The sequence below is a fragment of the Thiomicrospira microaerophila genome (assembly GCF_023278225.1).
Taxonomy (GTDB): domain Bacteria; phylum Pseudomonadota; class Gammaproteobacteria; order Thiomicrospirales; family Thiomicrospiraceae; genus Thiomicrospira; species Thiomicrospira microaerophila_A.
Genome location: NZ_CP070959.1, coordinates 1,766,340 through 1,790,589 on the forward strand (window position 1 = coordinate 1,766,340; position 24,250 = coordinate 1,790,589).

The 24,250-nt window shown below is 43.9% G+C and carries 23 protein-coding genes; 13 read left to right on the forward strand and 10 right to left on the reverse strand.

The annotated features are described in order from the left end of the window. Positions 1–183: 183 nt before the first annotated feature. From proC to JX580_RS08635, 10 genes are all read left to right on the forward strand, one after another. A complete protein-coding gene (proC, locus tag JX580_RS08590) occupies positions 184–1,005 on the forward strand; it encodes a pyrroline-5-carboxylate reductase (RefSeq protein ID WP_248850134.1) in 822 nt (273 codons plus the stop codon). A gap of 1 nt (position 1,006) precedes the next feature. Further along, positions 1,007–1,576, forward strand: a complete 570-nt coding sequence (locus JX580_RS08595; RefSeq protein ID WP_248850135.1) for a YggT family protein — start codon at positions 1,007–1,009, stop codon at positions 1,574–1,576. A gap of 11 nt (positions 1,577–1,587) precedes the next feature. Then, the gene (gene metX, locus JX580_RS08600) at positions 1,588–2,724 is read left to right on the forward strand and encodes a homoserine O-succinyltransferase MetX (protein ID WP_248850136.1); all 1,137 of its coding nucleotides are present in this window, start codon (positions 1,588–1,590) and stop codon (positions 2,722–2,724) included. Next, positions 2,721–3,329, forward strand: a complete 609-nt coding sequence (gene metW / locus JX580_RS08605; protein WP_432758390.1) for a methionine biosynthesis protein MetW — start codon at positions 2,721–2,723, stop codon at positions 3,327–3,329. Before metX ends, metW begins: the two co-directional genes overlap by 4 nt. 14 nt (positions 3,330–3,343) lie before the next feature. Next, positions 3,344–4,267, forward strand: a complete 924-nt coding sequence (locus JX580_RS08610; RefSeq protein ID WP_248850137.1) for a PilZ domain-containing protein — start codon at positions 3,344–3,346, stop codon at positions 4,265–4,267. A 32-nt stretch (positions 4,268–4,299) separates the two neighbouring features. Beyond that, entirely contained in the window at positions 4,300–4,719 is a 420-nt protein-coding gene (locus JX580_RS08615; protein WP_248850138.1) for a hypothetical protein, read from the forward strand. Between the two features lie 15 nt (positions 4,720–4,734). Then, positions 4,735–5,412, forward strand: coding sequence for a RadC family protein (radC, locus tag JX580_RS08620; RefSeq protein WP_248850139.1), 678 nt, complete (start codon positions 4,735–4,737; stop codon positions 5,410–5,412). A gap of 154 nt (positions 5,413–5,566) precedes the next feature. Continuing rightward, entirely contained in the window at positions 5,567–5,803 is a 237-nt protein-coding gene (gene rpmB / locus JX580_RS08625; RefSeq protein WP_248850140.1) for a 50S ribosomal protein L28, read from the forward strand. 13 nt (positions 5,804–5,816) lie between these two features. After that, positions 5,817–5,972, forward strand: coding sequence for a 50S ribosomal protein L33 (gene rpmG / locus JX580_RS08630; RefSeq protein ID WP_006459786.1), 156 nt, complete (start codon positions 5,817–5,819; stop codon positions 5,970–5,972). 128 nt (positions 5,973–6,100) lie between these two features. Then, the gene (locus JX580_RS08635) at positions 6,101–7,531 is read left to right on the forward strand and encodes an NAD(P)H-hydrate dehydratase (protein WP_248850141.1); all 1,431 of its coding nucleotides are present in this window, start codon (positions 6,101–6,103) and stop codon (positions 7,529–7,531) included. A 25-nt stretch (positions 7,532–7,556) separates the two neighbouring features. Here the strand turns inward: JX580_RS08635 and JX580_RS08640 are convergent, their stop codons facing one another. The 6 genes from JX580_RS08640 to JX580_RS08665 all read right to left on the reverse strand — a co-directional run bounded on the left by JX580_RS08640 (position 7,557) and on the right by JX580_RS08665 (position 14,654). Next, on the reverse strand, positions 7,557–9,494 hold the full coding sequence (locus JX580_RS08640; RefSeq protein WP_248850142.1) for an ATP-binding protein: 1,938 nt from the start codon (positions 9,492–9,494) through the stop codon (positions 7,557–7,559). Continuing rightward, positions 9,491–10,021 carry a YfiR family protein gene (locus JX580_RS08645; protein ID WP_248850143.1) on the reverse strand — a complete coding sequence of 177 codons (531 nt, stop codon included), beginning with the start codon at positions 10,019–10,021 and terminating at the stop codon, positions 9,491–9,493. The genes JX580_RS08640 and JX580_RS08645 overlap by 4 nt, the downstream gene beginning before the upstream one ends. Before the next feature lie 20 nt (positions 10,022–10,041). Then, on the reverse strand, positions 10,042–11,115 hold the full coding sequence (locus JX580_RS08650; protein WP_248850144.1) for an HD-GYP domain-containing protein: 1,074 nt from the start codon (positions 11,113–11,115) through the stop codon (positions 10,042–10,044). Positions 11,116–11,230: 115 nt separating this feature from the next. Continuing rightward, on the reverse strand, positions 11,231–12,259 hold the full coding sequence (locus JX580_RS08655; protein WP_248850145.1) for a zinc-binding metallopeptidase family protein: 1,029 nt from the start codon (positions 12,257–12,259) through the stop codon (positions 11,231–11,233). 3 nt (positions 12,260–12,262) lie between these two features. Beyond that, complete coding sequence (locus JX580_RS08660; RefSeq protein WP_248850146.1) at positions 12,263–13,210, reverse strand: alpha-E domain-containing protein; 948 nt, start codon at positions 13,208–13,210, stop codon at positions 12,263–12,265. Beyond that, entirely contained in the window at positions 13,197–14,654 is a 1,458-nt protein-coding gene (locus JX580_RS08665) for a circularly permuted type 2 ATP-grasp protein (RefSeq protein ID WP_432758391.1), read from the reverse strand. The genes JX580_RS08660 and JX580_RS08665 overlap by 14 nt, the downstream gene beginning before the upstream one ends. 206 nt (positions 14,655–14,860) lie before the next feature. On the opposite strand from JX580_RS08665, the gene gshB reads away from it, so the two are divergent. Both gshB and JX580_RS08675 read left to right on the forward strand, forming a co-directional pair. After that, positions 14,861–15,817, forward strand: a complete 957-nt coding sequence (gshB, locus tag JX580_RS08670) for a glutathione synthase (RefSeq protein WP_248850147.1) — start codon at positions 14,861–14,863, stop codon at positions 15,815–15,817. 65 nt (positions 15,818–15,882) lie between these two features. After that, complete coding sequence (locus JX580_RS08675) at positions 15,883–17,097, forward strand: PfkB family carbohydrate kinase (RefSeq protein ID WP_248850148.1); 1,215 nt, start codon at positions 15,883–15,885, stop codon at positions 17,095–17,097. A 4-nt stretch (positions 17,098–17,101) separates the two neighbouring features. Here the strand turns inward: JX580_RS08675 and rlmB are convergent, their stop codons facing one another. The 4 genes from rlmB to thiI form a co-directional block, all read right to left on the reverse strand. Then, complete coding sequence (gene rlmB, locus JX580_RS08680; RefSeq protein ID WP_248850149.1) at positions 17,102–17,833, reverse strand: 23S rRNA (guanosine(2251)-2'-O)-methyltransferase RlmB; 732 nt, start codon at positions 17,831–17,833, stop codon at positions 17,102–17,104. Further along, complete coding sequence (gene rnr, locus JX580_RS08685) at positions 17,830–20,157, reverse strand: ribonuclease R (RefSeq protein ID WP_248850150.1); 2,328 nt, start codon at positions 20,155–20,157, stop codon at positions 17,830–17,832. Before rnr ends, rlmB begins: the two co-directional genes overlap by 4 nt. Positions 20,158–20,270: 113 nt before the next feature. Continuing rightward, a complete protein-coding gene (locus JX580_RS08690; RefSeq protein ID WP_248850151.1) occupies positions 20,271–21,641 on the reverse strand; it encodes a dihydrolipoyl dehydrogenase in 1,371 nt (456 codons plus the stop codon). Continuing rightward, complete coding sequence (gene thiI / locus JX580_RS08695) at positions 21,638–23,095, reverse strand: tRNA uracil 4-sulfurtransferase ThiI (RefSeq protein WP_248850152.1); 1,458 nt, start codon at positions 23,093–23,095, stop codon at positions 21,638–21,640. Before thiI ends, JX580_RS08690 begins: the two co-directional genes overlap by 4 nt. Before the next feature lie 100 nt (positions 23,096–23,195). Here thiI and JX580_RS08700 point away from each other — a divergent pair, with 100 nt between their 5' ends. Further along, positions 23,196–24,170 (forward strand): class 1 fructose-bisphosphatase, encoded by a 975-nt coding sequence (locus JX580_RS08700; protein ID WP_248850153.1) that lies wholly within the window; start codon positions 23,196–23,198, stop codon positions 24,168–24,170. Positions 24,171–24,250: the final 80 nt, after the last annotated feature.

The following is a 24,250-nucleotide window of genomic DNA, read 5'->3' on the forward strand; positions in this document are numbered from 1 at the left end:
AACCCATTCCTCTTCTTCTGGTCAACCTTGTGTTTTTAGTATTATCTTGTTGTATTCTTCTTATCGACCCGATAGCTAAATTCTTTAACATAACAATTTTTTTACTATTTATACCAAACCTTAGCAAAAGTCTTTGCAAGATTTGGCATAATACGACTAATTACAGTTTAGAAGGTGAGATCCATGCAGGCAAATATTTGTTTTATTGGTGCGGGTAATATGAGCCGCAGCTTAATAGGTGGTTTAATTCAAAGCGGTTATTCAGCAAACCAAATTTGGGTGGCTGATACCAGTCCGCAAGCACTTGAGAGCATAAAACAAAATTTTTCTATCCAAGGGTTTAATGACAACCTTACCGCGATTGATTCAGCCGATATTATTGTTCTAGCGGTTAAACCCCAGCAACTCAAATCAGTTTGTCTGAGCATAGCAGACAAACTGCGGCAAACAAAGCCGCTAATCATTTCAGTGGCCGCAGGCATTAAAACCGACTCCATCCAAGATTGGCTAGGGGGTTCACTAGCTATTGTGCGGACCATGCCGAATACACCGGCACTGATTCAAGCCGGCGCCACGGGGCTTTTTGCCAACGCTCAAGTCAATACCAAACAAAAAGACGATGCTGAAAATATTTTGCGTGCAGCCGGCCTGACTATTTGGGTCGATGATGAAGCCAAGCTCGATATTGTGACCGCACTATCGGGCAGCGGCCCGGCCTATTTCTTTTTGTTTATGGAAGCGATGCAAAGCGCTGCAGAAAAACTTGGGCTCGATGCGAAAACGGCTGAATTATTGACCATGCAAACAGCATTTGGCGCGGCCAAAATGGCACTGGAAAGCGATGATAATTGCCAAGAACTTCGTCGTAAGGTCACCTCACCCAATGGTACGACAGAGCGTGCCATTCAAAGCTTTGAACAGAGTCAGTTGAATTTAACCATTGAAAAGGCGATGCAAGCAGCGCATCAACGTGCGCAACAACTTGCACAAGAGTTAGGAGAATAGAATGGGAAGCCCTATCGGTCAAGCCGGTTTGTTTTTGCTGCAATTCATAGCAGGCCTGGTAATATTTGTTTTAGTTTTACGTTTTTTAATTCGTGCTACTCATACCGACTGGCGTAATCAAATTGTGATGTTTATTGCCAAGGTAACCAATCCTGTATGTAAACCTTTTGCGATGGTAATTCCATCAAAAGGGCGTTGGGATTGGGCTGCTTTAGCTGCGGCATTTAGCGTTCAAGTCCTGTTTGTTATTTTGATTGGCTGGCTAACAAACCGAGATTTCGGCTTGGCTCTAATTTTATTAAGTGCCTTAACCGAAGTATTGAATGTATTACTCGACATGATATTTTGGCTTATTATTATTCAAGTGATACTAAGCTGGTTAGTGCAAAGCCATAACCCCAACCTAGACATATTTAGACAATTAACCGCGCCAATCTTGGCACCTTTTCAGCGTTTAATCCCCCCTTTAGGTGGCTTTGATTTATCGCCGATCATTGCCATTTTAGCAATTAAGCTAAGTCAGATTTTAATCGTCGGTTCCATCGCGCAATTTGCGCAAACAATGGTTTAAAATACAATAAAATGACAGAATCTATCGGAATTGTAACGCCCAAAACATTTAAAGTAGATCAGCCTTTACAACTGGTCAGCGGTGCGGTGTTGCCGCAATTTGAACTGGTTTATGAAACCTATGGTGAGCTTAACAGTGATGCCAGCAACGCGGTATTAATTTGTCACGCCTTAAGCGGTGACCACCATGTTGCAGGTTACCATCAGGACAGTGACAAACCCGGCTGGTGGAACGATTATATTGGCCCAAATAAGCCCATCGACACCAATAAGCTTTATGTCGTTTGCTCTAACAATTTAGGAAGCTGCCGTGGCTCAACCGGTCCAACGACATTAAACCCTGAAACGGGTCAGGTTTATGGTTCAGATTTTCCGATTATAACTTGTCGGGATTGGGTAAACAGCCAAAACTTATTACGCCAGCATCTTGGCATAGAACAATGGGCGGCCATTGTCGGTGGTTCTATGGGGGGCATGCAAGTCATGCAATGGGCAATCGACTATCCCAACAGCCTGCGCCATGCCGTCGTGATCGCTGCAGCACCTAAACTCAGTGCGCAAAACATTGCGTTTAACGAAGTCGCTCGTCGCGCGATTATGACCGATCCTGACTTCCATGAAGGGCGCTTTATCGACGTCGGAACTACACCAAAAGGAGGCCTAGCCCTTGCGAGAATGCTCGGTCATCTAACCTACCTTTCTGATGATATGATGGGCGCTAAGTTTGGTCGTGAACTGAGGTCTGAAAGCCTAAAATATAGTTTTGACGTGGAGTTTCAAGTTGAGAGTTATCTGCGCTATCAGGGCGAAAAGTTTGCCACTAAACAAAACTTTGATGCAAACACCTATCTGTTAATGACCAAAGCGCTAGACTACTTTGACCCAGCTGCTGAATTTGATAATGACCTTAGCCAAGCCTTCGCGCAAACTCAAGCCAAATTTTTAGTGGTTTCTTTCACATCTGACTGGCGCTTTTCACCGGCCCGCTCCAGAGAAATTGTCCGAGCATTGTTAGATAACGACCTGGATGTTAGCTATGCTGAAGTGGAATCTGAACATGGACATGATGCTTTTTTATTGCCCAATACCCATTATGAAGGTATCTTTCGTGCTTATATGCAGCGTGTGATAAAGGAGGCAAGCCAATGAGCTTAATTAGCCCTGAGTTCAAGTTAATTGCTGACTGGATCGAACCCACTAGCCATGTGTTAGATCTTGGTTGTGGCGATGGCACGCTGCTTAACTACTTACAATCAACGCGTCAAACACGCGGTTACGGAATGGAAATTGACCCGCAAAAAAACATTCAAGCGATGATGAACGGGATCAATGTCATTCAAAGCAATCTGGATGGACAAGACCTGATCAATTACTTTGATCCAAACAGTTTTGACTATGTCATTATGACTCAAGCGTTACAGGTCGTCCGTCGTCCAGATATTTTGCTTGATCATATGCTAACGATTGGCAAGCAAATTATTGTAACCTTCCCCAATTTTGGTCATTGGAAAATGCGCGCCCAACTTTTACTCAAGGGGCGCATGCCGGAAACGGATACCCTACCTTATCACTGGTATGATACGCCTAACATTCATTTGTGTACCTTTAATGACTTTGAAGACCTTTGCGAAGAAAAAGATATCGAAGTGGTGGCACGATCTGTAGTTAATAACCAACACCAGAGTAATTTAGGTATTCGTCTAATGCCAAATTTAATGGGTGAGGTCGCACTTTATAAAGTGCAACGAAAATAAATAAAGATTAGCTTATGCAAAATTCAATGCGAAATGTACGCCGTTTTTTTAGAATCAATATGCCTTTGAGGGCATACGTTACCCCACGTTCACCGATTACTGACCGTGATATTCTAGCGACCGGAGCCAACTACTACCCTGACAGTGTAGCGAATCAGATCAACCACCAAAAAGTCATCGTTAACAGTGCCTTAAATAAAGTTCAAGACAGCAAAGAAGCCATTATGGCTATTTTTAGCGAAATCCTAGATCATCTCGAGTTTTATGAAGAATGCTTGCTAGAATTATCGCGGGGATACAATCCCAAAAAAGACACTAGCAAACTGTTTAAACTAAATAGCCACCTAGAAGGCTTGCCAAAATTAAACCTTCTCAAAACCAGTTCGCCCAAAACCTATACCTACCTGAAATTAATTGAAGAAAAATATATCTATTTTCTTCAACGCCTCGATGAAGTATTGACACACTCCGACCCTAATAACTTCTATGCACCCACGCCGATACCGGTAGGCTTTAAACTCGATGAGTTTTGCGCAAAATTAAGTGATGAAAAATATAATGCCATCCCCTTGCTCCAAGCGATCATCCAAACCAGCCAGCTACTCAACATCTATACCGAAATGTTTCGCAACCTTCATAATGATCACAGTCAACGCCAACACCCTGAACTCTGGGAATCAGAACCCGCTAATGTCAGTGCCAGTGGCCTAGCCCTAAAATTGCGCAAAGGCCTCAAACTCAATGAACGGCTTGATGTTTTGATCTATTTTAAAGACGATGAACGACTTTTGCTGTTTGAAGGTATTGTGGTTAATATTCAATCTGATGCCGAATCCTTTTATGAAAGAGTCGCAATGAACTTTGAATTTCCTAATGGACGAGATCAAACCTATTTATTAGCACAAATTCAAAAATATGAACTAAGCGAGTGTTTCTAATAACCTTGCTAACTAAACAGGAGGATTGAGTTATGCCAGGCACCAATCACCAAGTTGAATCGCAGTTTATGGACAATCTCTCTTTTAGTGCCCGCCAGGCAGCGGATGATATGCTGGGTCATGAAACACTCAAAACCTTTCTTGACTATAAGGTTCATGGCATCAATAGCTACTATAAAAATAAGTATGCTAATATCAGTGAATTAGAGTGGAGCAAAACCTTACGTGCCGTCACGCTGACCAAACTGTCCTATTTTGAACTCAATAGCTTTTTTACTAACGAAGAAATTGATAAGTGGATTGAAATAGCGCAGGATGCGTTTGAACTGCCTCATGGCAACCCCATCAACCTGTACAAGATTGTTGAGCATAAATACTCGGTATTTACCAAGGTATTAAAAACAGCAATCCTAATCAAACAGCAGCGCCTTAAAAAAGCGCAAGCTAACTAATAGGCTAACTGCTGTATGTCGATTCGAGATTGGCATCAATACGACCGCCCCCGTGAAAAACTTATCCATTTTGGCGCACCGAGTTTAACCGACGCAGAACTCTTAGCCATTTTCTTACGGGTCGGAGTCAAGGGCAAAAGCGCAGTCGAACTCGCGCAGGACTTAATCGATCATTTTGGTGATTTGCATAATCTTCTTCGCGCCAGCCAAGATGAGTTTTGTCAGGCCAAAGGTCTTGGCCTTGCCAAGTATGCCCAAATGTCTGCCGTACTTGAAATGGCACGTCGCCACTTTGAAAGCGGGCTAAAAAAAGGCGATATTTTTAATAGCCCAGAACTCTCTGCCCGGTACTTTACCCAGCAAATTGGGCGCAGTGAACGTGAACAATTTGCCTGCCTACTCCTTGATCAACAACACCAAATGATTCACTTTGAAGTTTTATTTTATGGCACGGTTAATCAGGCTAGTGTCCATCCGAGGGAAATCATTAAGTTGGCATTAAAACACAATGCTGCTGCGATGGTTATCAGCCATAATCACCCGTCTGGCTTGCCAAAGCCGAGCCAATCCGATCACAGCATTACCGACTTAATTAAACAAGCTTTAAGCCTGGTTGAAGTGCGATTACTTGATCATATCATTATTGGCGACCACGGAAGATGGCACTCAATGGCTCAAGCAGGTGAAATTTGAAAATAAGTCTTGCATTAAGTCACGTATTTATGGATAATTCCGTCTTCTTGTTTTTGGGTAAATTTTAAATTTACCGTAATTAGAATTCTTGAGTTGGCCTATTTGTGCCCACTCATAAGTTTTCATCTTTAATGATTAAATAGGGGATTGAGAGATGTCTAGAGTTTGCCAAGTCACAGGAAAACGCCCTGCTGTCGGTAACAATGTTTCCCACTCTCACCGTAAAACACGTCGCCGTTTTTTGCCAAATTTACAAACACATCGTTTTTGGGTTGAATCTGAAAACCGTTTTGTAAAATTACGCCTTACGCCAGCCGCTATGCGTACCATCGACAAAAACGGAATCGAATTAGTGCTAGCAGAATTGCGTGCACGTGGTGAGAAGGTTTAATTAGGAGACGATTATGCGCGATAAAATTAAGTTAGTCTCATCAGCTGGTACAGGTTATTTCTATACTACTGATAAAAACAAACGCACCATGGCGGGCAAGTTTGAAATCAAAAAATACGATCCAGTGGTTCGTAAACACGTGATGTTCAAAGAAGCTAAAATCAAATAATTTTTATTTGATGGTCGCCAACTAAAAAAACCAGCTTATTGCTGGTTTTTTTATAGCTAAAATTCATCCTTACCAACCAGGCCTGGTTGTTTTACAATAAAGCTTTATCCGTCAACGGAATAAACACCATGCTTTCACTTTACAGCCGCACACAAGCCCAACAGCTTGAAAAAATGGCGATAGAGCAAGATCATATACCCGGTATCACCCTAATGCGCCGTGCCGCTTCGTTTAGCCTACAGCTCATTTTGAAAAACTGGCCTAATGCTAAAGAAATAGCGATCATATGCGGACCAGGCAATAATGGAGGAGATGGCTATACGCTCGCGACCCTTGCCCATTTAAAAGGCCTATCCTCTCATATCTATCAAATTGGTCCATTACCCACCAGTGGTGACGCTGCAAAAGCCGAACTGGAAGCGGGTGCATTAGGGCTTTTTAGTAAACGTTTAACGGCTAGAACCCTTGAGTCATGTGATTTAATAATCGACGCACTCTTTGGCATAGGTCTCAACCGTCCGATTGAGTCGCCTTACACTGAAGCCATTGACCTTATCAATCAATCGAATAAACCTGTACTTGCACTTGATCTTCCTTCAGGAATTGATACCGATAGTGGTAGATTGTTGGGTAATGCGGTTAAAGCCGATATCACCGCTTGTTTTATAGTTTATAAGATTGGCCTATTCCAAAATTATGGCCCTGATTTTTCAGGGCAAATTGTTCTTGATAATCTAAACCTTAGTCATGAACGCCTCAACAGCCTAAAGCCTCTAGCAACTAGCTGGCAAGATCAAGACATGAAACAGCCTAAGCGGATAAAAAATACGCATAAGGGGCATTATGGCCAAGCGCTATTAATTGGCGGCAATACTAATATGATGGGAGCGGTAGCCCTAGCAGGCAAGGCTTGTTTAAGATCTGGAACCGGCTTAGTGAAACTGATCAGCCGCGATCAACATTTAATTCCGCTGACCCAAATGCAACCGGAGCTGATGTGTTATTCCAGTAAAGACTTTATGGAGTTGGTTAAACAGATTGACGCAATAGGTATTGGACCAGGTTTGGGACAAGATAACTGGGCTTGGCAATGTTATGAAGCGGCATGTAAACTTGATTGTGCGATGGTTTTAGATGCCGATGCACTAAATTGCTTAGCCTTAGATCCATTTCATTATGAGCGCTGGGTTTTAACCCCTCATCCTGGCGAAGCCGGGCGCTTGTTAGAAAAACCAACCGAAGTGATTCAAAATGATCGCATTGCCGCAATCTATGCGCTTCATAAACGTTATGGCGGTGTAATTGTCTTAAAAGGTACAGGAACACTCGTCTATGATGGTCAACAACTTGCACTTTGTCAGGCTGGCAACCCGGGCATGGCTTGCGGAGGCATGGGCGACCTGCTAACCGGGCTAATCACCGGCTATATTGCACAGGGCTTAAACCTTTTTGACGCCGCGTTACTCGGTGTAGAGATGCATGCTCGATCTGCCGATTTGGCCATACAAAACCGAACCGAGGCCAGTCTACTCCCCTCGGATCTTTTAAACTATATTTAACCACCAGGCCTGGTTATAACTGAATTCAACTAGAGGTTTTAGTGCCGTTTAACAACCAATGTTCTAACCTTTCTAAAAAGATAGGTACTTGAATCGGCTTGGTAAGATAATCATCAAAACCGGCCTTTAAGCCCTTTTCAATATCTTTAGGCATGGCATTCGCTGTCAAGGCAATAATCGGCACGGACTTCAAACCCGGTTGTTTCTTTAAATAGTCCAACACCTGATAGCCTGACATGCCGGGTAAATTAATGTCCAATAAAATAAGTGCCGGTTCGGTTGAGATAGCTAAGTTAATTCCCAGCTCAGGCTCCTGTGCGGTTAACAATTCTAAACCATCAACACTGGCGATTATTCGCTCAACCAATCTTAGATTTGCAGGGTTATCCTCAATATAAAGCAAGGTTTTGCGCTCAGTAAAGCGCCCCACCAGGCCTGGTGGGTTTAGCTTAAACGATGCTTGTTGCAAATCAGGATGCTGAACGTCTGGCTCTGCTAAAGGTAAATCGATCCAAAAACAACTACCAACCCCAACTTGACTGGTCACCCCAACCTGCCCATGCATTAATTCAATAATACGACGCGTAATCGTTAATCCTATCCCCGTACCCTCTATGGCTCCGCCTTCTGCACCGAGTCGATTAAACGGTTCAAACAACTGTTTGATCTTTTCAGGAGCAATTCCCTGTCCGGTATCTTGAACCGCAATTCGATAACCTCCGTGTTCTTGAGGCTCAACCCAAACATCGACACGGCCGTTTTCTCGGTTATATTTAATCGCATTGGATACAAGGTTAATTAGCGACTGCTTTAAACGCGTCAAGTCTGCACAAACAAACTGCTGTGGCTCACAATGTGAAGCCAACTGAATTCCGTGACGCTCGGCTTGAGGCTGAACAAGAGAAATACAGTCATGAATCAAAGGTTTTAACTCAACCGGCTCCATCGAAAGATCCACCTTACCTGACTCAACCTTAGCTAAATCCAGAACTTCATTAATCAAAATTAATAGGTGTCGACCTGCTTTGAGAATCTCACCAATATTTTCTCGCTGATCCGCTGTCAGTTCATCGTCATATTCCAACAGCTGTGCAAAACCTAAAATCGCATTCATCGGCGTGCGTAACTCATGACTCATACTTGATAAAAACTCAGATTTAGTTTTATTAGCGCGCTCGGCTTCTTCTTTAGCCTGTGTCATCTGAGCGGTGCGTTGCTCGACCATGTCTTCCAGGTGCTCACGATGCTCACTTAGACGCTGATCACGCACGGCCAACTCTTCCAGCATGGTATTGAAGCCTGTCGCCAACCTATGTAATTCAGCTATATCGCTTGGTTTAGCACGCAAGTTAAATTCATTATTTTTTGTCACCCGCTCCATTAACTGACTCAACTCATCAATAGGGCGTACCGCTTGCAAACTTAAACGTACAGAAAGCCGACGTGCAAGCAACAACGCAAACATCGAGCCAAAAATCGTAATCATCGATAACATACCAATCTGAGCGTAGAGTGGTTTTATATCCGTAGTCAGCAATAAACTGCCATAAAGCTGGTTATCAAAAATAATCGGTCTTATCACCGTAAAACGCATGAGTCCGTAGTCAATACCGGGTCTAAGCACATCCAAGCGATAAGGAACTGAATGGTCTTGTCGACTCGCGTGAGCAAAGGGGTTGCCATATCGATCATAAATCGCCGCAGACAACACCTCCTCAGTATGAATTAATGCACCCAACAGCTCTCTAGCTGCTTGCTGATCTTCAAACACAAGACTTGAGGTAATATTTTGCGATAACAAATTAGCCTTACTATGACTGTCATCAAGCAATTTAATCAAACCGGTAAGCGCACTGGTAAAAATAAATAAAATCAATACTACCACCAAAGCCAGCAAAATAGAGGCTTGGTTTATTCGTACCAGTCGGGCACTCAAAGAGCGAGCACGTTTAGAAAACCTCATCTCAACACCTCATTTGCCAATTTTAGAACATGACTGCTAATCTCTAGCCCGGCTGAACGCATTTGAGCGTAATTTACACTAAATACGACCTGCTGAGCATCCACCTGAAACATCAAAACCACAGTTGGAAACTCAAAATGAGTTCCTTCACTAACCACCAGAATTGGCTGCCCGGACAAAGCTGCAAGTTCTGCTTGATATAAAGGTAATAAATTAGAAGGGATAAACAAAATATGGCAAAGATGCCATTGTTGAGGCGCTGTATGCTCTAAAAGAGATACTGTATGACCACGAACTGTTCGGTCAGTCAGTTTATTTAGTTGTTGATTCATCGTGACTGATCCTAAACTGCACAAATTAAGCCTATTTTCCTGTGCAGAAACTTCAGGCCAGCGAGTAAAACGTACAATATCAAATAAATACCTTGCTTTCGCCTCAATCTGCAAGTCGTGAGTACTCGCGTTTACCACTGCCCCAAAATGGCTTAACAAAACAGCACTGGCTAACAACAAAACTTGCTTTTTCAAACGATATCGCACGCGCAAAATCAATAACTGGCCTTATTTGAAAATTGATTCCGAATCTTAACAATCTCAGCTATATTCTCAATAAAAACATCGACCAACCTGGGATCAAAATGCTTGGCCTTGTTTTCATTTAAAAATGCGACCACCTGCTCAAGTGACCAAGCTTTTTTGTAGGGTCGCTCCGACAATAAAGCATCAAAAACATCGGCAAGGGCAGCAATGCGTCCAGACATAGGAATCTGCTCACCCTCTAGACCGTAAGGATACCCGGAACCATCCCATTTTTCATGATGGGTTAGGGCGATTTCTTTCGCCATCGCCAATAAATCAGAGTCATCGCCCTCCAACAGCTTTGCGCCAATAATCGCATGCGCACTCATCAATTCCCACTCACCGTCATCCAAGCCTCCAGGTTTTTTCAACACCGCATCAGGCACCCCAATCTTGCCGATATCATGCATAGGACTTGCATTCAAGATAAGATCGCACTGTTGATCTGTCCAACCTATCTTCTTCGCTAGAAAAGCACAAATATGACTCATTCGAAGAATATGACTCCCGGTTTCTTCGTCACGATACTCAGCTGCTTTTCCTAAACGCTGCACAATTTGCAATCGAGTACGATGAAGTTCACGGGTACGCTGTTCAACCAAATCTTCCAAGGTCGCTTTTTGATCATATAACATCAGATGAGCGAATTGCGCTTCCAGCAAATTCCTTACTCTCATTAACAACTCATTACGATCAAACGGTTTATTAATATAATCCCTGGCCCCAGCATCTAAAGCGCGCAATAGGTAGTCCTGGGCTTTTTGCGCGGTTAAAATAACAATCGGCGGTAATAAAGGATCATCCAGCGCTGCTAATTGCTCCATAACCTGATATCCATCAAGATAAGGCATATTAATATCTAGCAAAATTAAATCGGGACGATTTTCATGGTAAAGCGGAAGGACATCACGCGGGTCTTGAATCAACACTCGGTAAAGATAACCCTGAGAACCCAAAACCTTATCGAGCAACTTGAGATTGGCTGGTTCATCATCAATAATAAAAATAGTACTTGATTTGAGAACCTCTGTGGTTAGATTCATAGGCCGAGCTGCTCTCTCTAGTTAAATACGTACAGATTAAGTATAAACCAAAAAAACGCCTATGAATAGCAAGCTGGAAATAAAGGTTTTTATCCAAATAGATTGCGACGAGTTATCACTGCTCACGCGCTTGACTATCAATCAGTTGATCAATAAATCTCAACTTACTAAGAATAATGGGCGTCAGCACAAACGGATAGGCATCCGCCAGCCCCATACTCCGATTCAACGCATTCATTAGTTGAGTAACCCGTGTCCACTCGGCAATCCAAGTGTCAAAATCATTCCTACTCGGCTCATAATTCGTCAAGCCGTAAGCATGAGCGGTATCGAGTGTATCAGTAATATGCAGATAATGAGCCCAAGTCTCAGCCCAATCTTCAAAAGGATGACTGGTAGCATAACCACTGATAAAACTCACTTCCCAATGACGAGCTGGGCCATATTGATAATAAATGCTTAAAGCCCTTTGGTAATCAAAACGTTCATCGCCAAACACCCGCCTAAACTGTACTAACGCTTCCTCACTTAATAATTTCATCCAGTAATAATGCCCAACCTCGTGGCGAAAATGCCCCAACAACGTTCGATAAGGCTCATTCATCGCTTCCTTCATCGTGTGCAAAAACCCTTCATCAGCTTCAGCAGCATTCAGTGTAATCAAACCATTAACATGCCCGGTCAACACATGCTCAATCGCAACATGTGGGTTTGTTCGCTGATCCTCTAAAAACTGAAAAGCCAACCCCTGCTCATCCAGTTCCCTTCCTCTTACATCAAGCCCAAGACTCAAGAGTGTGTAAAACAAACGACGCTTGGCCTGTTCCAATTTTTTCCAACGCAAGGGGTTTTTAGGTCGCGATAAATCCGGAATGGTTTGAGTGGTTCGACACGAAATACACTGGCTATGAGGATCATCTGCCGACAATAGCCAGTTGCAATTTAAAGGCTCAGTGTGGTTAACACAGGTTTTATAACTCTGCGTGCGATGCTGAGAGTCTTGACTGATAAAACGCCCTAATTCACGGTGTCCACATAACAACTTCATGCTAATGGGGTCAAATGCCAAGTCTCGCCCGCAATGCTCACAGTGGGTATTGTGAAAATATACCTCCTGCCCACAATCACAATAGAAACGTTTCATAGATCAAGCAGCCCGATGCTTTGGAATAAACCAGGCCTGGTAAATACTATTATTTACCCGAATGAAGCCTTGCTGTAAACTGTCAAGATAATCATGCAACTCTTTAGAACCTGCTTCAAACTGGCTCCACTGCCCTAGAATCTGTGTCAACTCATCGACCTCCTGCCGCACTACTTCTCCATCTGGCAATACCTTCAACATTTCAACCACCTTAAACAAACAATGCGTCACTGAACGCGGAAAAAGCCGATCATTAAGCAAAAATTTCACCACGCCCTCACCATCAATCTGGGTCTGAACATGTTGACGGTACATTAAATAACCACTGACAGAACGCAATATATTCGCCCACAATACATTTTCATAAGCCTGTACCTGTTCCAGGTGTTTTTGCTGTCCTAGAAAAAACCCTCCCTCATCCAGCATTCTTGAAGTCATATCAGCCCTTTCTAGATTACGCCCCATTACAAGAAACGCAAAGGTCTCATCTTGGCTCAAGGTTCCGGCAAACATACCCACCATCGACTGACAATGCTGAATCACCTCCTCCATCAACGCATTACGCTTGCTGCGGGTCTGCACATCCGCCTCTCTAGATCTTAAAAGCAAATGCAGTTGATTAATTTGATTCCAGGTTTCTTTAGGTAAAATATCGCGCGTGGTTCGCACGTTTTCACGCGCAAACCTTAAGGATGACAACAAAGAAGCCGGATTATTAGGTTCAACCAGCAACATCTGCATCACGCTTTTCTCTGTTTTATTATCGTACAACTGCGCAAATAAGGTTTCCGAACTCGTCAACTCGATCAGTCTATACCAACTCATATCAATCTTTTTAGGCAAATCATACATTAAATTAGAATGCACCAATACCATTCGTGCGGTGTTCTCAACCCGCTCAATATAACGTGCCAACCAAAAAACACGCTCCGCCACTCTAGATAACATCATCCACCTCCAAATCCACTATCCATGTATCTTTACTGCCTCCGCCCTGGGATGAATTAACCACCAACGAGCCTTTAACCATCGCAACACGCGTCAAGCCTCCGGGTGTCACATAGCTATTGGCACCCTGCAAAATAAATGGACGCAAATCCACATGACGCGGCTCAATCGCTTCGGCACACAGGGTCGGCACGGTTGATAGACTTAAGGTGGGCTGGGCAATATAATTCCGAGGGTTTTCAGCGATTAATTGACGAAAAGCCTGATGCTCCTGCACACTGGCATGAGGACCGACTAACATGCCATACCCCCCCGATTCATTGGCAGGTTTGACTACCAGCTTTTCAATGTTTTCTAAAACATAAGCGCGCTGATCTTCACGACTACACAGGTAGGTTGGCACATTCTTCACCAAGGGCTCTTCATTTAAATAAAACCGAATCATATCAGGCACATAAGCATAGACCACCTTGTCATCAGCGACGCCACAACCCGGCGCATTGGCAATCGCCACTTTACCGGCACGCCAAGCACGCATTAAACCTGGAACCCCCAAGGTAGAATCTTTACAAAATACTTCAGGATCAATAAATTCATCGTCAATCCGACGATAAATCACATCGACTCGCTTTAATCCTTCTATATTCCGCATATAGACATAATCATCATCACCTACAAGCAAATCACTGCCCTCAACCAGCTCAGCGCCCATCTCATGAGCCAAAAAGGCATGCTCGTAATAAGCCGAGTTATAGATACCCGGTGTCAAGACCACCACTTCCGGAACCCCACTTTCGTTTGGCGACATCGAAGATAACATCGATAACAACCGGTTTGGATAATCCCCCATCGGTTGAATATGTAAATTCTCAAATAACTCAGGCACCACTTGCTTCATGACTCCACGATTTTCGAGCATATAGGACACACCGGAAGGAACACGTAAATTGTCTTCAAGCACAAAAAACGCGCCTGATGCATCACGCACCAGGTCTGTACCGCAAATATTTGCCCAGGCCTGGTGCTTTGGCTTCATGCCGACGCATTCCGGTCTGAAATTCCTAGAACTAAACACCACTTCATCCGGCACTACACCCGCTTTAAAAATAGCGCGTTCGTTATAAACATCATCAATAAAACAATTTAACGCCTTTAAGCGTTGTGCCAAGCCCTTTTCAACTTGACGCCATTCATTCGCATCAATGACACGTGGCCATATATCAAAAGGCCAAGCACGATCAATATTTCCTTCATCACTATAAACCGTAAAACTCACTCCCATTCGGGCAATAGTAGCATCAGCTAATTTTTGCAAGTCCTGTAACTGCTTAATATCCATAGGTGAGACATAATCAACCAAAGCTTTTGAACAAGCTCTTGCTCCGCCGCCTTCTACCAAAGACTCATCAAAACAGCCGGGGCTGGTATAATCTTGCACTAACATCATTCGGGTCCTCATTTTGCTTATATTTTATTAATATTAAGCAAAATAAGATGCAAAAATAAATACCCTATATTATTCATAATGTTAAATATAGGTATTTATAAAAAACCGACTCAGAAAGCCACCTAAAATCAAAAGTGGTGCAAACTGAACCAAAAAAATTAAAATCGCAAAACCACCAGCAGGCCTGGTCATCAAAGGATTAAAAAATGACGATAAAACTTGGCATAGTGATGGACCCCATTGAACAAATCAAACCCTACAAAGACAGCTCATTTGCCATGCTGCTTGAAGCTCAGCGCCGAGGTTATGAACTTTACTACATGCAACCTGAAGACCTTTACCTACTGAACACCCAACCTATGGCGATAACCACTCAACTCAAAGTTTGGGATCGTAATGATGGACAATTTTATGGCTTCGGCAATACGGCACACACCCACCTCACTGAACTCGATATTATCCTTATTCGCCAAGATCCCCCTTTTAACCAAGACTACCTCTACAGCACCCACCTACTTGAACTCGCCGAAGCTCAGGGCGTCAGAGTGGTAAATAAACCACAGAGCCTTCGCGATGCTAATGAAAAATTGTTTGCAAGCTGGTTTCCCCAATGCCTACCGCCAACATTGGTCACGGCCAAAGCCGAGCTGCTTAAAGCCTTTGTTAAAGAGCAACAAGACACGATTTTCAAACCCTTAGATGCAATGGGTGGCGCCTCTATTTTCCGAGTGAAACAAGACGACCCGAACCTCAGCGTCATTATCGAAACCATGACCGATCATGGTCAACATCATATTATGGCGCAACGTTATTTGCCTGAGATCAAACAGGGGGATAAACGCATCCTACTGATTAATGGAGAACCTATCCCCTTTGCGCTTGCACGCATTCCACAAGACGGAGAAACCCGGGGCAATATCGCGGCGGGTGGTCGTGGTGAAGGCCAAGCCTTAACCGAGCGTGACTACTGGTTATGCCAACAGATCGCACCCAAACTCCAAGAAAAAGGCTTGATTTTTGTTGGACTGGATGTGATTGGTGACTACATTACTGAAATCAATGTAACTAGCCCGACCTGCATTCGTGAGCTTGACAAGCAATTTAACCTTAATATTGCCGGAACGCTGTTTGATTACCTGGAAAGCGAAACTCGCAACGGCTAAGCGCGTCGGTCAGGTCAAGCTATGTTAAAATTCAACACTTAAAATTTACGATACGGGCTTAATTTATGGCAAAAATTCTTGGTATAGGTAACTTGGTTTTAGACACCCTGCTGTTTTGTAATCAATATCCAAGCGAAGACGCTGAGGTTCGCGCACAACAACGCCAGTTTAAGCTCGGTGGCAATACGGCAAACAGCCTCTATGTTCTGAGCCAACTTGGTCATCAAACTTCGATAGTCACTACACTGGCTACCGACCATCAAGCCAAACAATTAAAAAAAACGCTTGAAGACTATCGGATTGATACCCAGCATATTCAACGCTTTATCAAAGGCTCAACCCCTACTTCTTACGTTGTTCTATCCCAAGAAACAGCTACACGAACCATAACCCATTTCCGGGATCTGCCGGAATGTGACTTTGATCATTTTGCTAAAATTGAAATTGAAGACTATGACTGGCTTCATTTTGAAGGCCGTAATATCGAAGCGCTTGCCGGGATGCTGAATATTGCCAAAACCTTCTTAACACACCAACCTATCTCGCTCGAAGTTGAAAAACCTCGAGAAGGCATTGAAGCCCTATTTTCACACGCCAATCTATTGATCTTTTCGCACCACTATGCCAAAGCAAAAGACTATGAAAACGCAGAGACTTTATTAAACGACATTCACAGTCAATACCCCAACCCGCAGTTGGTATGCACCTGGGGAGAGCAAGGAGCCTGGGGTCTAGATCACCAAGGACAGGTCTTCCATCAACCCGCAATAAAAATAAAAAAACCGGTCGATACACTAGGTGCAGGCGATACATTCAATGCCGCACTAATTCATCATTTAATCGCTGGCAGTGACTTAAAAACGGCTACTGTTGAAGCAAGCCGACTCGCAGCGCGTAAATGCCAACAAGTTGGCTTAGATAATTTGCTTGAACCCTTGGTAACGCGTAAGCCGATCGCCAATAGCAAACACATTACAAGCTCACGCGCTACAGTTGTCCCGGCACCCGGATTAAAACACAAGGTGGTACTGATTAAACACGAAAATGAAATCAAAGCCTATGAAAATAACTGCCCACATCAGGACGTGCCACTAGACGAAGCCTATAAAATTGACATCAATCCATTTGAAATGACGATGAAGTGCTCAGTGCATGATGCGTTTTTTAGAATAGAAGACGGTGTTTGTATTGAGGGACCTTGTTGGCGTGATGAGCTCAAGCCGGTTGACATCGAAATCGATGCCGAAACCGGTGCGATCTATATTGCAGAAAATGGATAAAAAACTAAACCGATTGGCGCTGGCGTAAAACCTCATAAAGTGCCACGCCGGTTGCCACCGAAACATTTAAGCTTTCAACCTGACCTTTCATTGGAATAGCCACGAGCTGATCACAGTGTTCACGGGTTAACCGACGCAATCCGGTACCCTCTGCCCCCATAACCAAGCCAATTGGACCGGTAAAATCCGCTTGATAAAGCGTCTTATCGGTTTCACCCGCCAAACCTACCAACCACAAACCCGCCTGTTGTAACTGCTGCATGCTTCGTACCAAGTTGGTTACAACCACCAAGCGAACGCTCTCCGCTGCACCGCAAGCAACCTTACGTACCGTTGGATTCACGCCAACCGCGTTATTCTTAGGAATCACTATGGCATCAACCCCGACCGCATCCGCACTACGCAGAATCGCGCCCAAATTGTGAGGGTCTTGCACTTCATCTAAAAACAACACCAAAGCCTGAGGATTTGACGACACCCAATCAATCAAATCCGCTTCCTCAAAACGAGTCTGGGGAGAAACCTCAGCCATCACACCTTGATGCACCGCATCCAACTTATCAAACCGTGTTTTAGGCAAACGGTTTAAAGTTACCCCCAGTTGCTCCGCTTGGTTTCTTAGTTTTTCAAGACGCGGGTTGAGTCGTCCCTCGATAAGATCAATATGATAAATCAAGTGAGGTGACTGTTTAAGCAAACGCTCAATGGCATGGATGCCATAAATTTGATCACTCATTCAGCAGCCTTTTTGCTTCGCGAACGATTACGCTTTTTGTTGGCGTAATTACGTGAACGGCGTTTTTTCTTGGGTTTTTGCTCTGAATTTTCTGCTAGTGTTTCAGGATTGAGTGCTTCCCCAGACTCAGGCGACTGAGTTAAGTGCCGCACCAGTCTGAGATCAATCTTGCGCGTATCCAGCACCACCTGCGCAACCTGAACTTCAACACGATCCCCTAAACGATAAACCTGTCCGGTTCTTTCACCCTTAAGACAATGACGTACCGCATCGAAATGGAAATAGTCTTCTCCTAACTCAGTAATATGAATTAAACCTTCAATATACAGATCGTCCAATTCAACAAACATGCCAAAGTTAGTCACAGAAGAAATCACCGCTTGATATTGCTCCCCTAGACGGTGAGATAAGAACTCGCACTTCAAAAAGGTAACGGCATCACGGGTTGCTTCATCTGCTCGGCGTTCGGTATCTGAGCAATGACGACCAAAGGTTTCCATTGCCGGTGTATCGTAGCTAAAACCTTCTGCACCCTGCTTAAGCCAAGCATGACGAATTGCCCGATGAATCAGAAGATCAGGATAACGTCGAATCGGCGAAGTAAAATGCGCGTAATGCTCAAAACTTAAACCAAAATGCCCTTTGTTTTCAGGCTGATAGACCGCTTGATTCATACTGCGCAGCATCACGGTATTCACCAAATGCTCTATTGGCAAACCCTTAACCTGCTGCATAACCTGATCAAAATCATGCGCAGTAGGCTCCTCCCCACCGCCTAAACCTAAGCCAAAATCCGCTAAAAAACCTTTTAGTTTTTTTAGTTTTTCTTCTTTCGGTGGTTCATGTACACGATATAAAATCGGGATTTTATGATGCTTTAGATAACGTGCTGTGGCGACGTTCGCCATCAACATACACTCCTCAATAAGCTTATGCGCTTCATTGCGGACAACCGGTACAATCTTTTCAATCTTGCGATCGTCATCAAACACCATTTTGGTTTCAACCGTATCAAATTCAAGCGCACCGCGCTCAGAACGTGATTTAGCCAAGACTTGATAAAGCTCATTCAAAGCTTCAATATGCTCAACCATCGGTGCAAAGGTTTGACGATGCTCACTTTGCTGATTCGTCAACATATCATGAACCTGATTATAGGTTAGACGCGCCTTAGAATTCATTACCGCCTGATAGAACTGAGTACGTTCAAGCTGCCCCTCTTCGCTAATGTACATATCACACACCATACACAGGCGATCAACATGTGGGTTTAACGAACACAACTCATTAGACAGTTTTTCAGGCAACATCGGGATGACCCGCTGCGGAAAATAAACGGAATTCCCACGCTTATAAGCCTCTTTATCTAACTCAGAGCCTGGCTTAACATAATGTGACACATCAGCAATCGCAACGACCAAACGCCAGCCTGCTTTACGCCGCTTCGCATAGACCGCATCATCAAAATCACGAGAATCGTCACCATCTATCGTCACCAGAGGCAAATGACGCACGTCCTTACGGCCTTCTATGTCCGCTTCCGTCACTTCATCTGGAATCGTCGCCAACTCTTCTAACAACCTTTCAGGCCATTCATTTGGAATACCAAAAGCATGGATTGCTGTATCAATTTCCATGCCTGGCGCCATGTAATCACCCATCACCTCAACAATCCGGCCAATAGGACCATGACGTTTTGAAGGCTGCGTAATAATATCCACCTTAACTATCTGACCTTCTTTGGCATCCAACAAACCATCTGCAGGCACGAAAACATCCTGCGTAATACGATTGTTGTTGGGATGCACCCAAGCCAAGCCATCTTCTAAGTGGACACGGCCAACCAGCTGAGTTGAATGGCGCTTGCTAACCTCAACAATCGCCGCTTCCTTGCGCCCACGCCGATCTTCGCCCACAATAGAAGCAATGACTTCATCGCCATGCAACACCTTGTGCATTTCCTGCGCTGAAATGAATAGATCACCATCCATATCTTCGCAGCTTAAAAAACCAAAGCCATCAGGATGACCAATAACCCGCCCCTTGATTAAATCCATTTTTTGGATCAAACCAAAAGCACCACGTCGGTTTTTAATCAATTGTCCATCACGCAACATCGCTTTTAAGCGACGAGACAAGGCCTCAAATCTTTCTTCATCATATTCATCTACTCCCAAGCCTTCTGCAAGCTGATGCAAGCGCAAGGGTTGGTTAACCTGCTCCATAAAGGCGAGAATAAACTCTCGACTAGGCACAGGGTTTTCATATTTTTCTGCTTCACGCTCGGCAAAAGGATCTGCCGCAGGATTTATTTCTTTAGTCACTCGATACCATACTTAATTTATTGACCTAGTTCGTCGGCTTTTTATTTTTTGCTGCACAACCAGGCCTGGTTGTTATTACTCGTCTGAATTATAGCAGACTTCAAATTTTTCACTTACTGCAGTTTGTCTTTAAGTCGTTTTAACACCGACTCGACCGCCTCTTCAAGTACAGGATGATAAAAAGGCATGTCTAAAATCCTAGCCACCGTCAATTCCTGCTCTACGCACCAAGCCAACAAATGGGCCAAATGTTCAGCCTGAGGCATGATCAACTCACCCCCCAGCAGGCGTCCTGACTGCTTGTCAGCAAATACCGTAATTAAACCTTGATCTTGATCCATCACAATCGCTCGGCCATTATTGCAATGCAGATCAAAATCAGCAACAACATGCAGTTTTGGATTCAGCTGATCCAACCTATCGCCAAAATAGGCAACGCCCGGCTCGATAAAACTAATGCCCAGCGCTGTTTTACGCTTCTTAGGCCTAACATCTGGGTAAGCCAAGGCATTTAATGCTGCTATCTTACCCTCATCACCCGCTTCATGCAAAATAGGACGATAACCACTTGCATCGCCTGCCAAAAAAACGGGCATACTTTCAAGCTGAAGAGTATTGGGATTGACTAACAATGACTCCTGATCATTTAAATCGATTCCCAAACAGGCTAAGTTTAAATCAGCTAAATTCGGCTTTCTTCCAATGGTGACTAACACCGCATCCACTTCGAAAGTTTCAGCGCCACGCACAACCCTTACAGAATGCGCATCTGCTTCAATATCAACCGATTTATCAAGGTAGATCGGAAACTCTTCAGATAACAATTGAAGCAGTTTCTCAGAACTCTTGGCATAACGTAATCCGCCCAATCTATCGCTCGCTTCAAAACCAATCACTTCAACGCCCAGTCTTGATAATGACTGCCCCAATTCAAGTCCAATTACCCCTAAGCCTATGACCGCAATACGTTTTGGCAAAACTTCCAATTCAAATAAATTATCACTGGTCAGCAAGCGGTCACCCAAACTATCTCTCCAAGCAGAGGGAACAATAGGACTGGAACCAGTACCAATAATAATCCTTTCCGCCTCAACCAGCTCGCCATCTACATCTAAACGATTAACGGCCACAAACTTAGCTTTGCCCAACAAGAGGTGCCGACTGCTTAAACCATCGGTTGTTGCTTGCTTAATCCCACTCGTAAATCGATCACGAAACCGCCTAACACGCTGCATAACCAAAGCCTGATCAACACTCAGCCCAGTTCCACCTAACACACCAACCGCATTTGCATGTTGCGCATGGTAAAAGTGGTTGGCCGCATGTATCAGCGCCTTAGAAGGCATACAACCCACCCTAGCACAAGTCGTACCGAACTCACCTGATTGGATGAGTAGATAATCATCCGTTTGTTTTTTTATGATGCTCAGCGCGGTTAATCCAACCGTACCCGCACCAATAATCGCATAACGCACTTTTCTCATTCAGAGCTACCTTGATTGGCACGAAAAACAAACACATTACTGTAGCCTGCATCACGTAAATATTGAGCATGAAGCTGACTCAACACACCCTTTTTGCAATATAACAGATATCGCCTATCTGCTGACCATTTTTTTGCTGCCTGGGCTAACTGATAAAAGGGCACGGATATCGCTCCGTGCAAAGGCTTTGACTGCTGCTCGATCTCGGCACGAATATCCACCAATACATCCGTTTGTTCCAAATCGGTTACCACCTCAATCGGCGACGATTGCACTATTTGCTCCACCAACTGATCGACCGCTGAGATTGCCATTTTCGCTATAGCCTGTTGCAACACAGTATCATCAAAGCGACCCGCTTCTTTTAATGTTCGATGAAACGATGCATCAATCACAGGATTTCGGGAAATTACGCCACAATATTCAGGCATGGTTTCAGCAAACTGACGTGTTCCTATTTGGTCAGCGATCGCCATGATCTCTGTTTTATGCATAAATGCAAGAGGACGCAAAACCAATTTAGTACAAGCCTGGTCAATCGCAGCCAAGTTCTTTAACGTCTGACTTGAAACCTGCGCCACACTTTCTCCAGTTATTAAAGTCTGGATACCCAATTGCTCGGCCACCTGCTCGGCTGCTTGAAGCATTAAGCGCTTTAGCATCACGCCCATATAGCTTTCATGAACAGAACGAAACAACTCCGCAACCACTTCCTCAAAAGGAACGGTTATAAAATGAATCCTATGCGAAGACTCAAATTTATTCCACAAATGGATTGCAACCTGTTTAACGCCAAGCTCGTGCGCCTTACCACCCAAATTAAAAAAAATAAAATGGGTTTTAACGCCACGCTTAATCGACAGATAACTCGCTACAGTCGAGTCAAACCCTCCAGACATTAATGAAAGTGCTTCCCCCTGACTTCCAATCGGGTAGCCACCCATTGCCGGTAAACGCGCTTCTATAATATTTAAAGTATTATCGTAGATATCGAACTCCACCTTTACTTCCGGTTTTTTTAAATCAACACCCAAGCCCTCTCCCTGCTCACACAGCAAGCGCCCAACCTCACACTCAAGCTCCAAAGAGGTAAAAGGGTGATGGCCTGCTCTTCTGGCACGAACTGCAAAAGTCTTAGCTTTAATTAACGGCAAAGCATAGGGCACTACCTGCTCAACAACCGAGTCTAAATTATGAATGGGAAATTGCTTAACTCGCCAAACCTGATCTATACCCGGCGTATTCAGCAACACCTTCTCCACCTCATTCACTAGGCCTGGTTGTTCAGCTGGGACAAATACCTCAATCTTATCCCAGTACTTAGTGGTTACAATCGCTTCATCTAAACGCTTCAATAAACGTAAAACATTTTCATGCAAACGACGAACCATCTTCTTTTTGATGGCATCGCCCTTAATCATAATCTCTGGAAAAAACTTAACTATATACTTCATTAACAACCTACAACGCACAGGGCAAATTCTTAGAAAACTTGTAATTTTACCCGCTTAAAGGTAAGCTAACACGATTTTTACACAAACGAGAGAGCAAAACATGATTCGTCTACATGAAGTTCTAAAACGCGATGAAGTCAACAGTGAGTTAAAGCAAGTTATCAGCCATATTATGATTGCTTGTAAAGAGATTTCTCACAAACTAGGCCAGGGTGACCTAGCGGGTATTCTAGGCTCAAGCGTAAATGAAAACGTTCAGGGTGAAACCCAGAAACTTTTGGACGTCGTTTCAAACGATCTACTGAAAAATATCCTTACTGAAGATAATTGCGTTAAAGGCATTGCATCAGAAGAAGAAGATTACACCGTTGCAGGTACTTCAACCGGTCGTTACCTTGTATTGTTTGACCCACTTGATGGTTCATCAAACATTGATGTTAACCTATCAGTCGGCACCATCTTCTCTATCCTTGAAGCCCCTGCTGATGAGCGCCAAGGTGATGATCAAAACATCTACCTACAAAACGGGCGCAAACAAGTCGCAGCGGGTTATGTGCTTTACGGCCCATCAAGCTTGTTAGTATTAACAACAGGTAAAGGCGTTAACTTCTTCACGCTGGATCGTCATATTGGTGAGTTTGTATTAACTCGCGAAAAGGTGCAAATTCCAGCCGACACCAATGAATTCGCTATCAACATGTCAAACCAGCGCTTCTGGGAAGACGGCATGAAAAACTACATCAACGACTGTCTAGCAGGTGAAACCGGCAATCTTGGCAAGCGTTACAACATGCGTTGGGTTGCTTCGATGGTAGCTGAAGTTCACCGTATTCTTGTACGCGGTGGCATTTTCATGTACCCATGGGACAACCGTGAGCCAAACAAGCCGGGCAAGCTACGTTTAATGTACGAAGGCAACCCAATGAGCATGATTGTTGAACAGGCTGGCGGTCTTTCAACGACAGGACGTGAACATATTATGGACGTTGAGCCAAAAGATATTCACCAACGTTGCCCAGTTATGCTCGGCTCTAAAAACGAAGTTGAAAAAGCAATGGGTTACTTGAAAGACTAATCGTCTAAACAATAACCAACATCTTGCCACCCGCCAAAGCGGGTGGTTTTGTTTTAACGAACATTTAAATCTAAGGATTC

What these genes read in the sequence shown, in the direction of transcription:
- rpmG (WP_006459786.1), top strand. Translation starts at nt 5,817, where the DNA reads ATGCGCGATAAAATTAAGTTAGTCTCATCAGCTGGTACAGGTTATTTC.
- JX580_RS08595 (WP_248850135.1), top strand. Translation starts at nt 1,007, where the DNA reads ATGGGAAGCCCTATCGGTCAAGCCGGTTTGTTTTTGCTGCAATTCATA.
- proC (WP_248850134.1), top strand. Translation starts at nt 184, where the DNA reads ATGCAGGCAAATATTTGTTTTATTGGTGCGGGTAATATGAGCCGCAGC.
- JX580_RS08650 (WP_248850144.1), bottom strand. Translation starts at nt 11,115, where the DNA reads ATGAATCTAACCACAGAGGTTCTCAAATCAAGTACTATTTTTATTATT.
- thiI (WP_248850152.1), bottom strand. Translation starts at nt 23,095, where the DNA reads ATGAAGTATATAGTTAAGTTTTTTCCAGAGATTATGATTAAGGGCGAT.
- JX580_RS08665 (WP_432758391.1), bottom strand. Translation starts at nt 14,654, where the DNA reads ATGATGTTAGTGCAAGATTATACCAGCCCCGGCTGTTTTGATGAGTCT.
- JX580_RS08610 (WP_248850137.1), top strand. Translation starts at nt 3,344, where the DNA reads ATGCAAAATTCAATGCGAAATGTACGCCGTTTTTTTAGAATCAATATG.
- JX580_RS08700 (WP_248850153.1), top strand. Translation starts at nt 23,196, where the DNA reads ATGATTCGTCTACATGAAGTTCTAAAACGCGATGAAGTCAACAGTGAG.
- gshB (WP_248850147.1), top strand. Translation starts at nt 14,861, where the DNA reads ATGACGATAAAACTTGGCATAGTGATGGACCCCATTGAACAAATCAAA.
- JX580_RS08675 (WP_248850148.1), top strand. Translation starts at nt 15,883, where the DNA reads ATGGCAAAAATTCTTGGTATAGGTAACTTGGTTTTAGACACCCTGCTG.
- JX580_RS08640 (WP_248850142.1), bottom strand. Translation starts at nt 9,494, where the DNA reads ATGAGGTTTTCTAAACGTGCTCGCTCTTTGAGTGCCCGACTGGTACGA.
- radC (WP_248850139.1), top strand. Translation starts at nt 4,735, where the DNA reads ATGTCGATTCGAGATTGGCATCAATACGACCGCCCCCGTGAAAAACTT.
- JX580_RS08655 (WP_248850145.1), bottom strand. Translation starts at nt 12,259, where the DNA reads ATGAAACGTTTCTATTGTGATTGTGGGCAGGAGGTATATTTTCACAAT.
- JX580_RS08635 (WP_248850141.1), top strand. Translation starts at nt 6,101, where the DNA reads ATGCTTTCACTTTACAGCCGCACACAAGCCCAACAGCTTGAAAAAATG.
- metW (WP_432758390.1), top strand. Translation starts at nt 2,721, where the DNA reads ATGAGCTTAATTAGCCCTGAGTTCAAGTTAATTGCTGACTGGATCGAA.
- rlmB (WP_248850149.1), bottom strand. Translation starts at nt 17,833, where the DNA reads ATGAGTGATCAAATTTATGGCATCCATGCCATTGAGCGTTTGCTTAAA.
- JX580_RS08690 (WP_248850151.1), bottom strand. Translation starts at nt 21,641, where the DNA reads ATGAGAAAAGTGCGTTATGCGATTATTGGTGCGGGTACGGTTGGATTA.
- JX580_RS08615 (WP_248850138.1), top strand. Translation starts at nt 4,300, where the DNA reads ATGCCAGGCACCAATCACCAAGTTGAATCGCAGTTTATGGACAATCTC.
- rpmB (WP_248850140.1), top strand. Translation starts at nt 5,567, where the DNA reads ATGTCTAGAGTTTGCCAAGTCACAGGAAAACGCCCTGCTGTCGGTAAC.
- metX (WP_248850136.1), top strand. Translation starts at nt 1,588, where the DNA reads ATGACAGAATCTATCGGAATTGTAACGCCCAAAACATTTAAAGTAGAT.
- JX580_RS08660 (WP_248850146.1), bottom strand. Translation starts at nt 13,210, where the DNA reads ATGATGTTATCTAGAGTGGCGGAGCGTGTTTTTTGGTTGGCACGTTAT.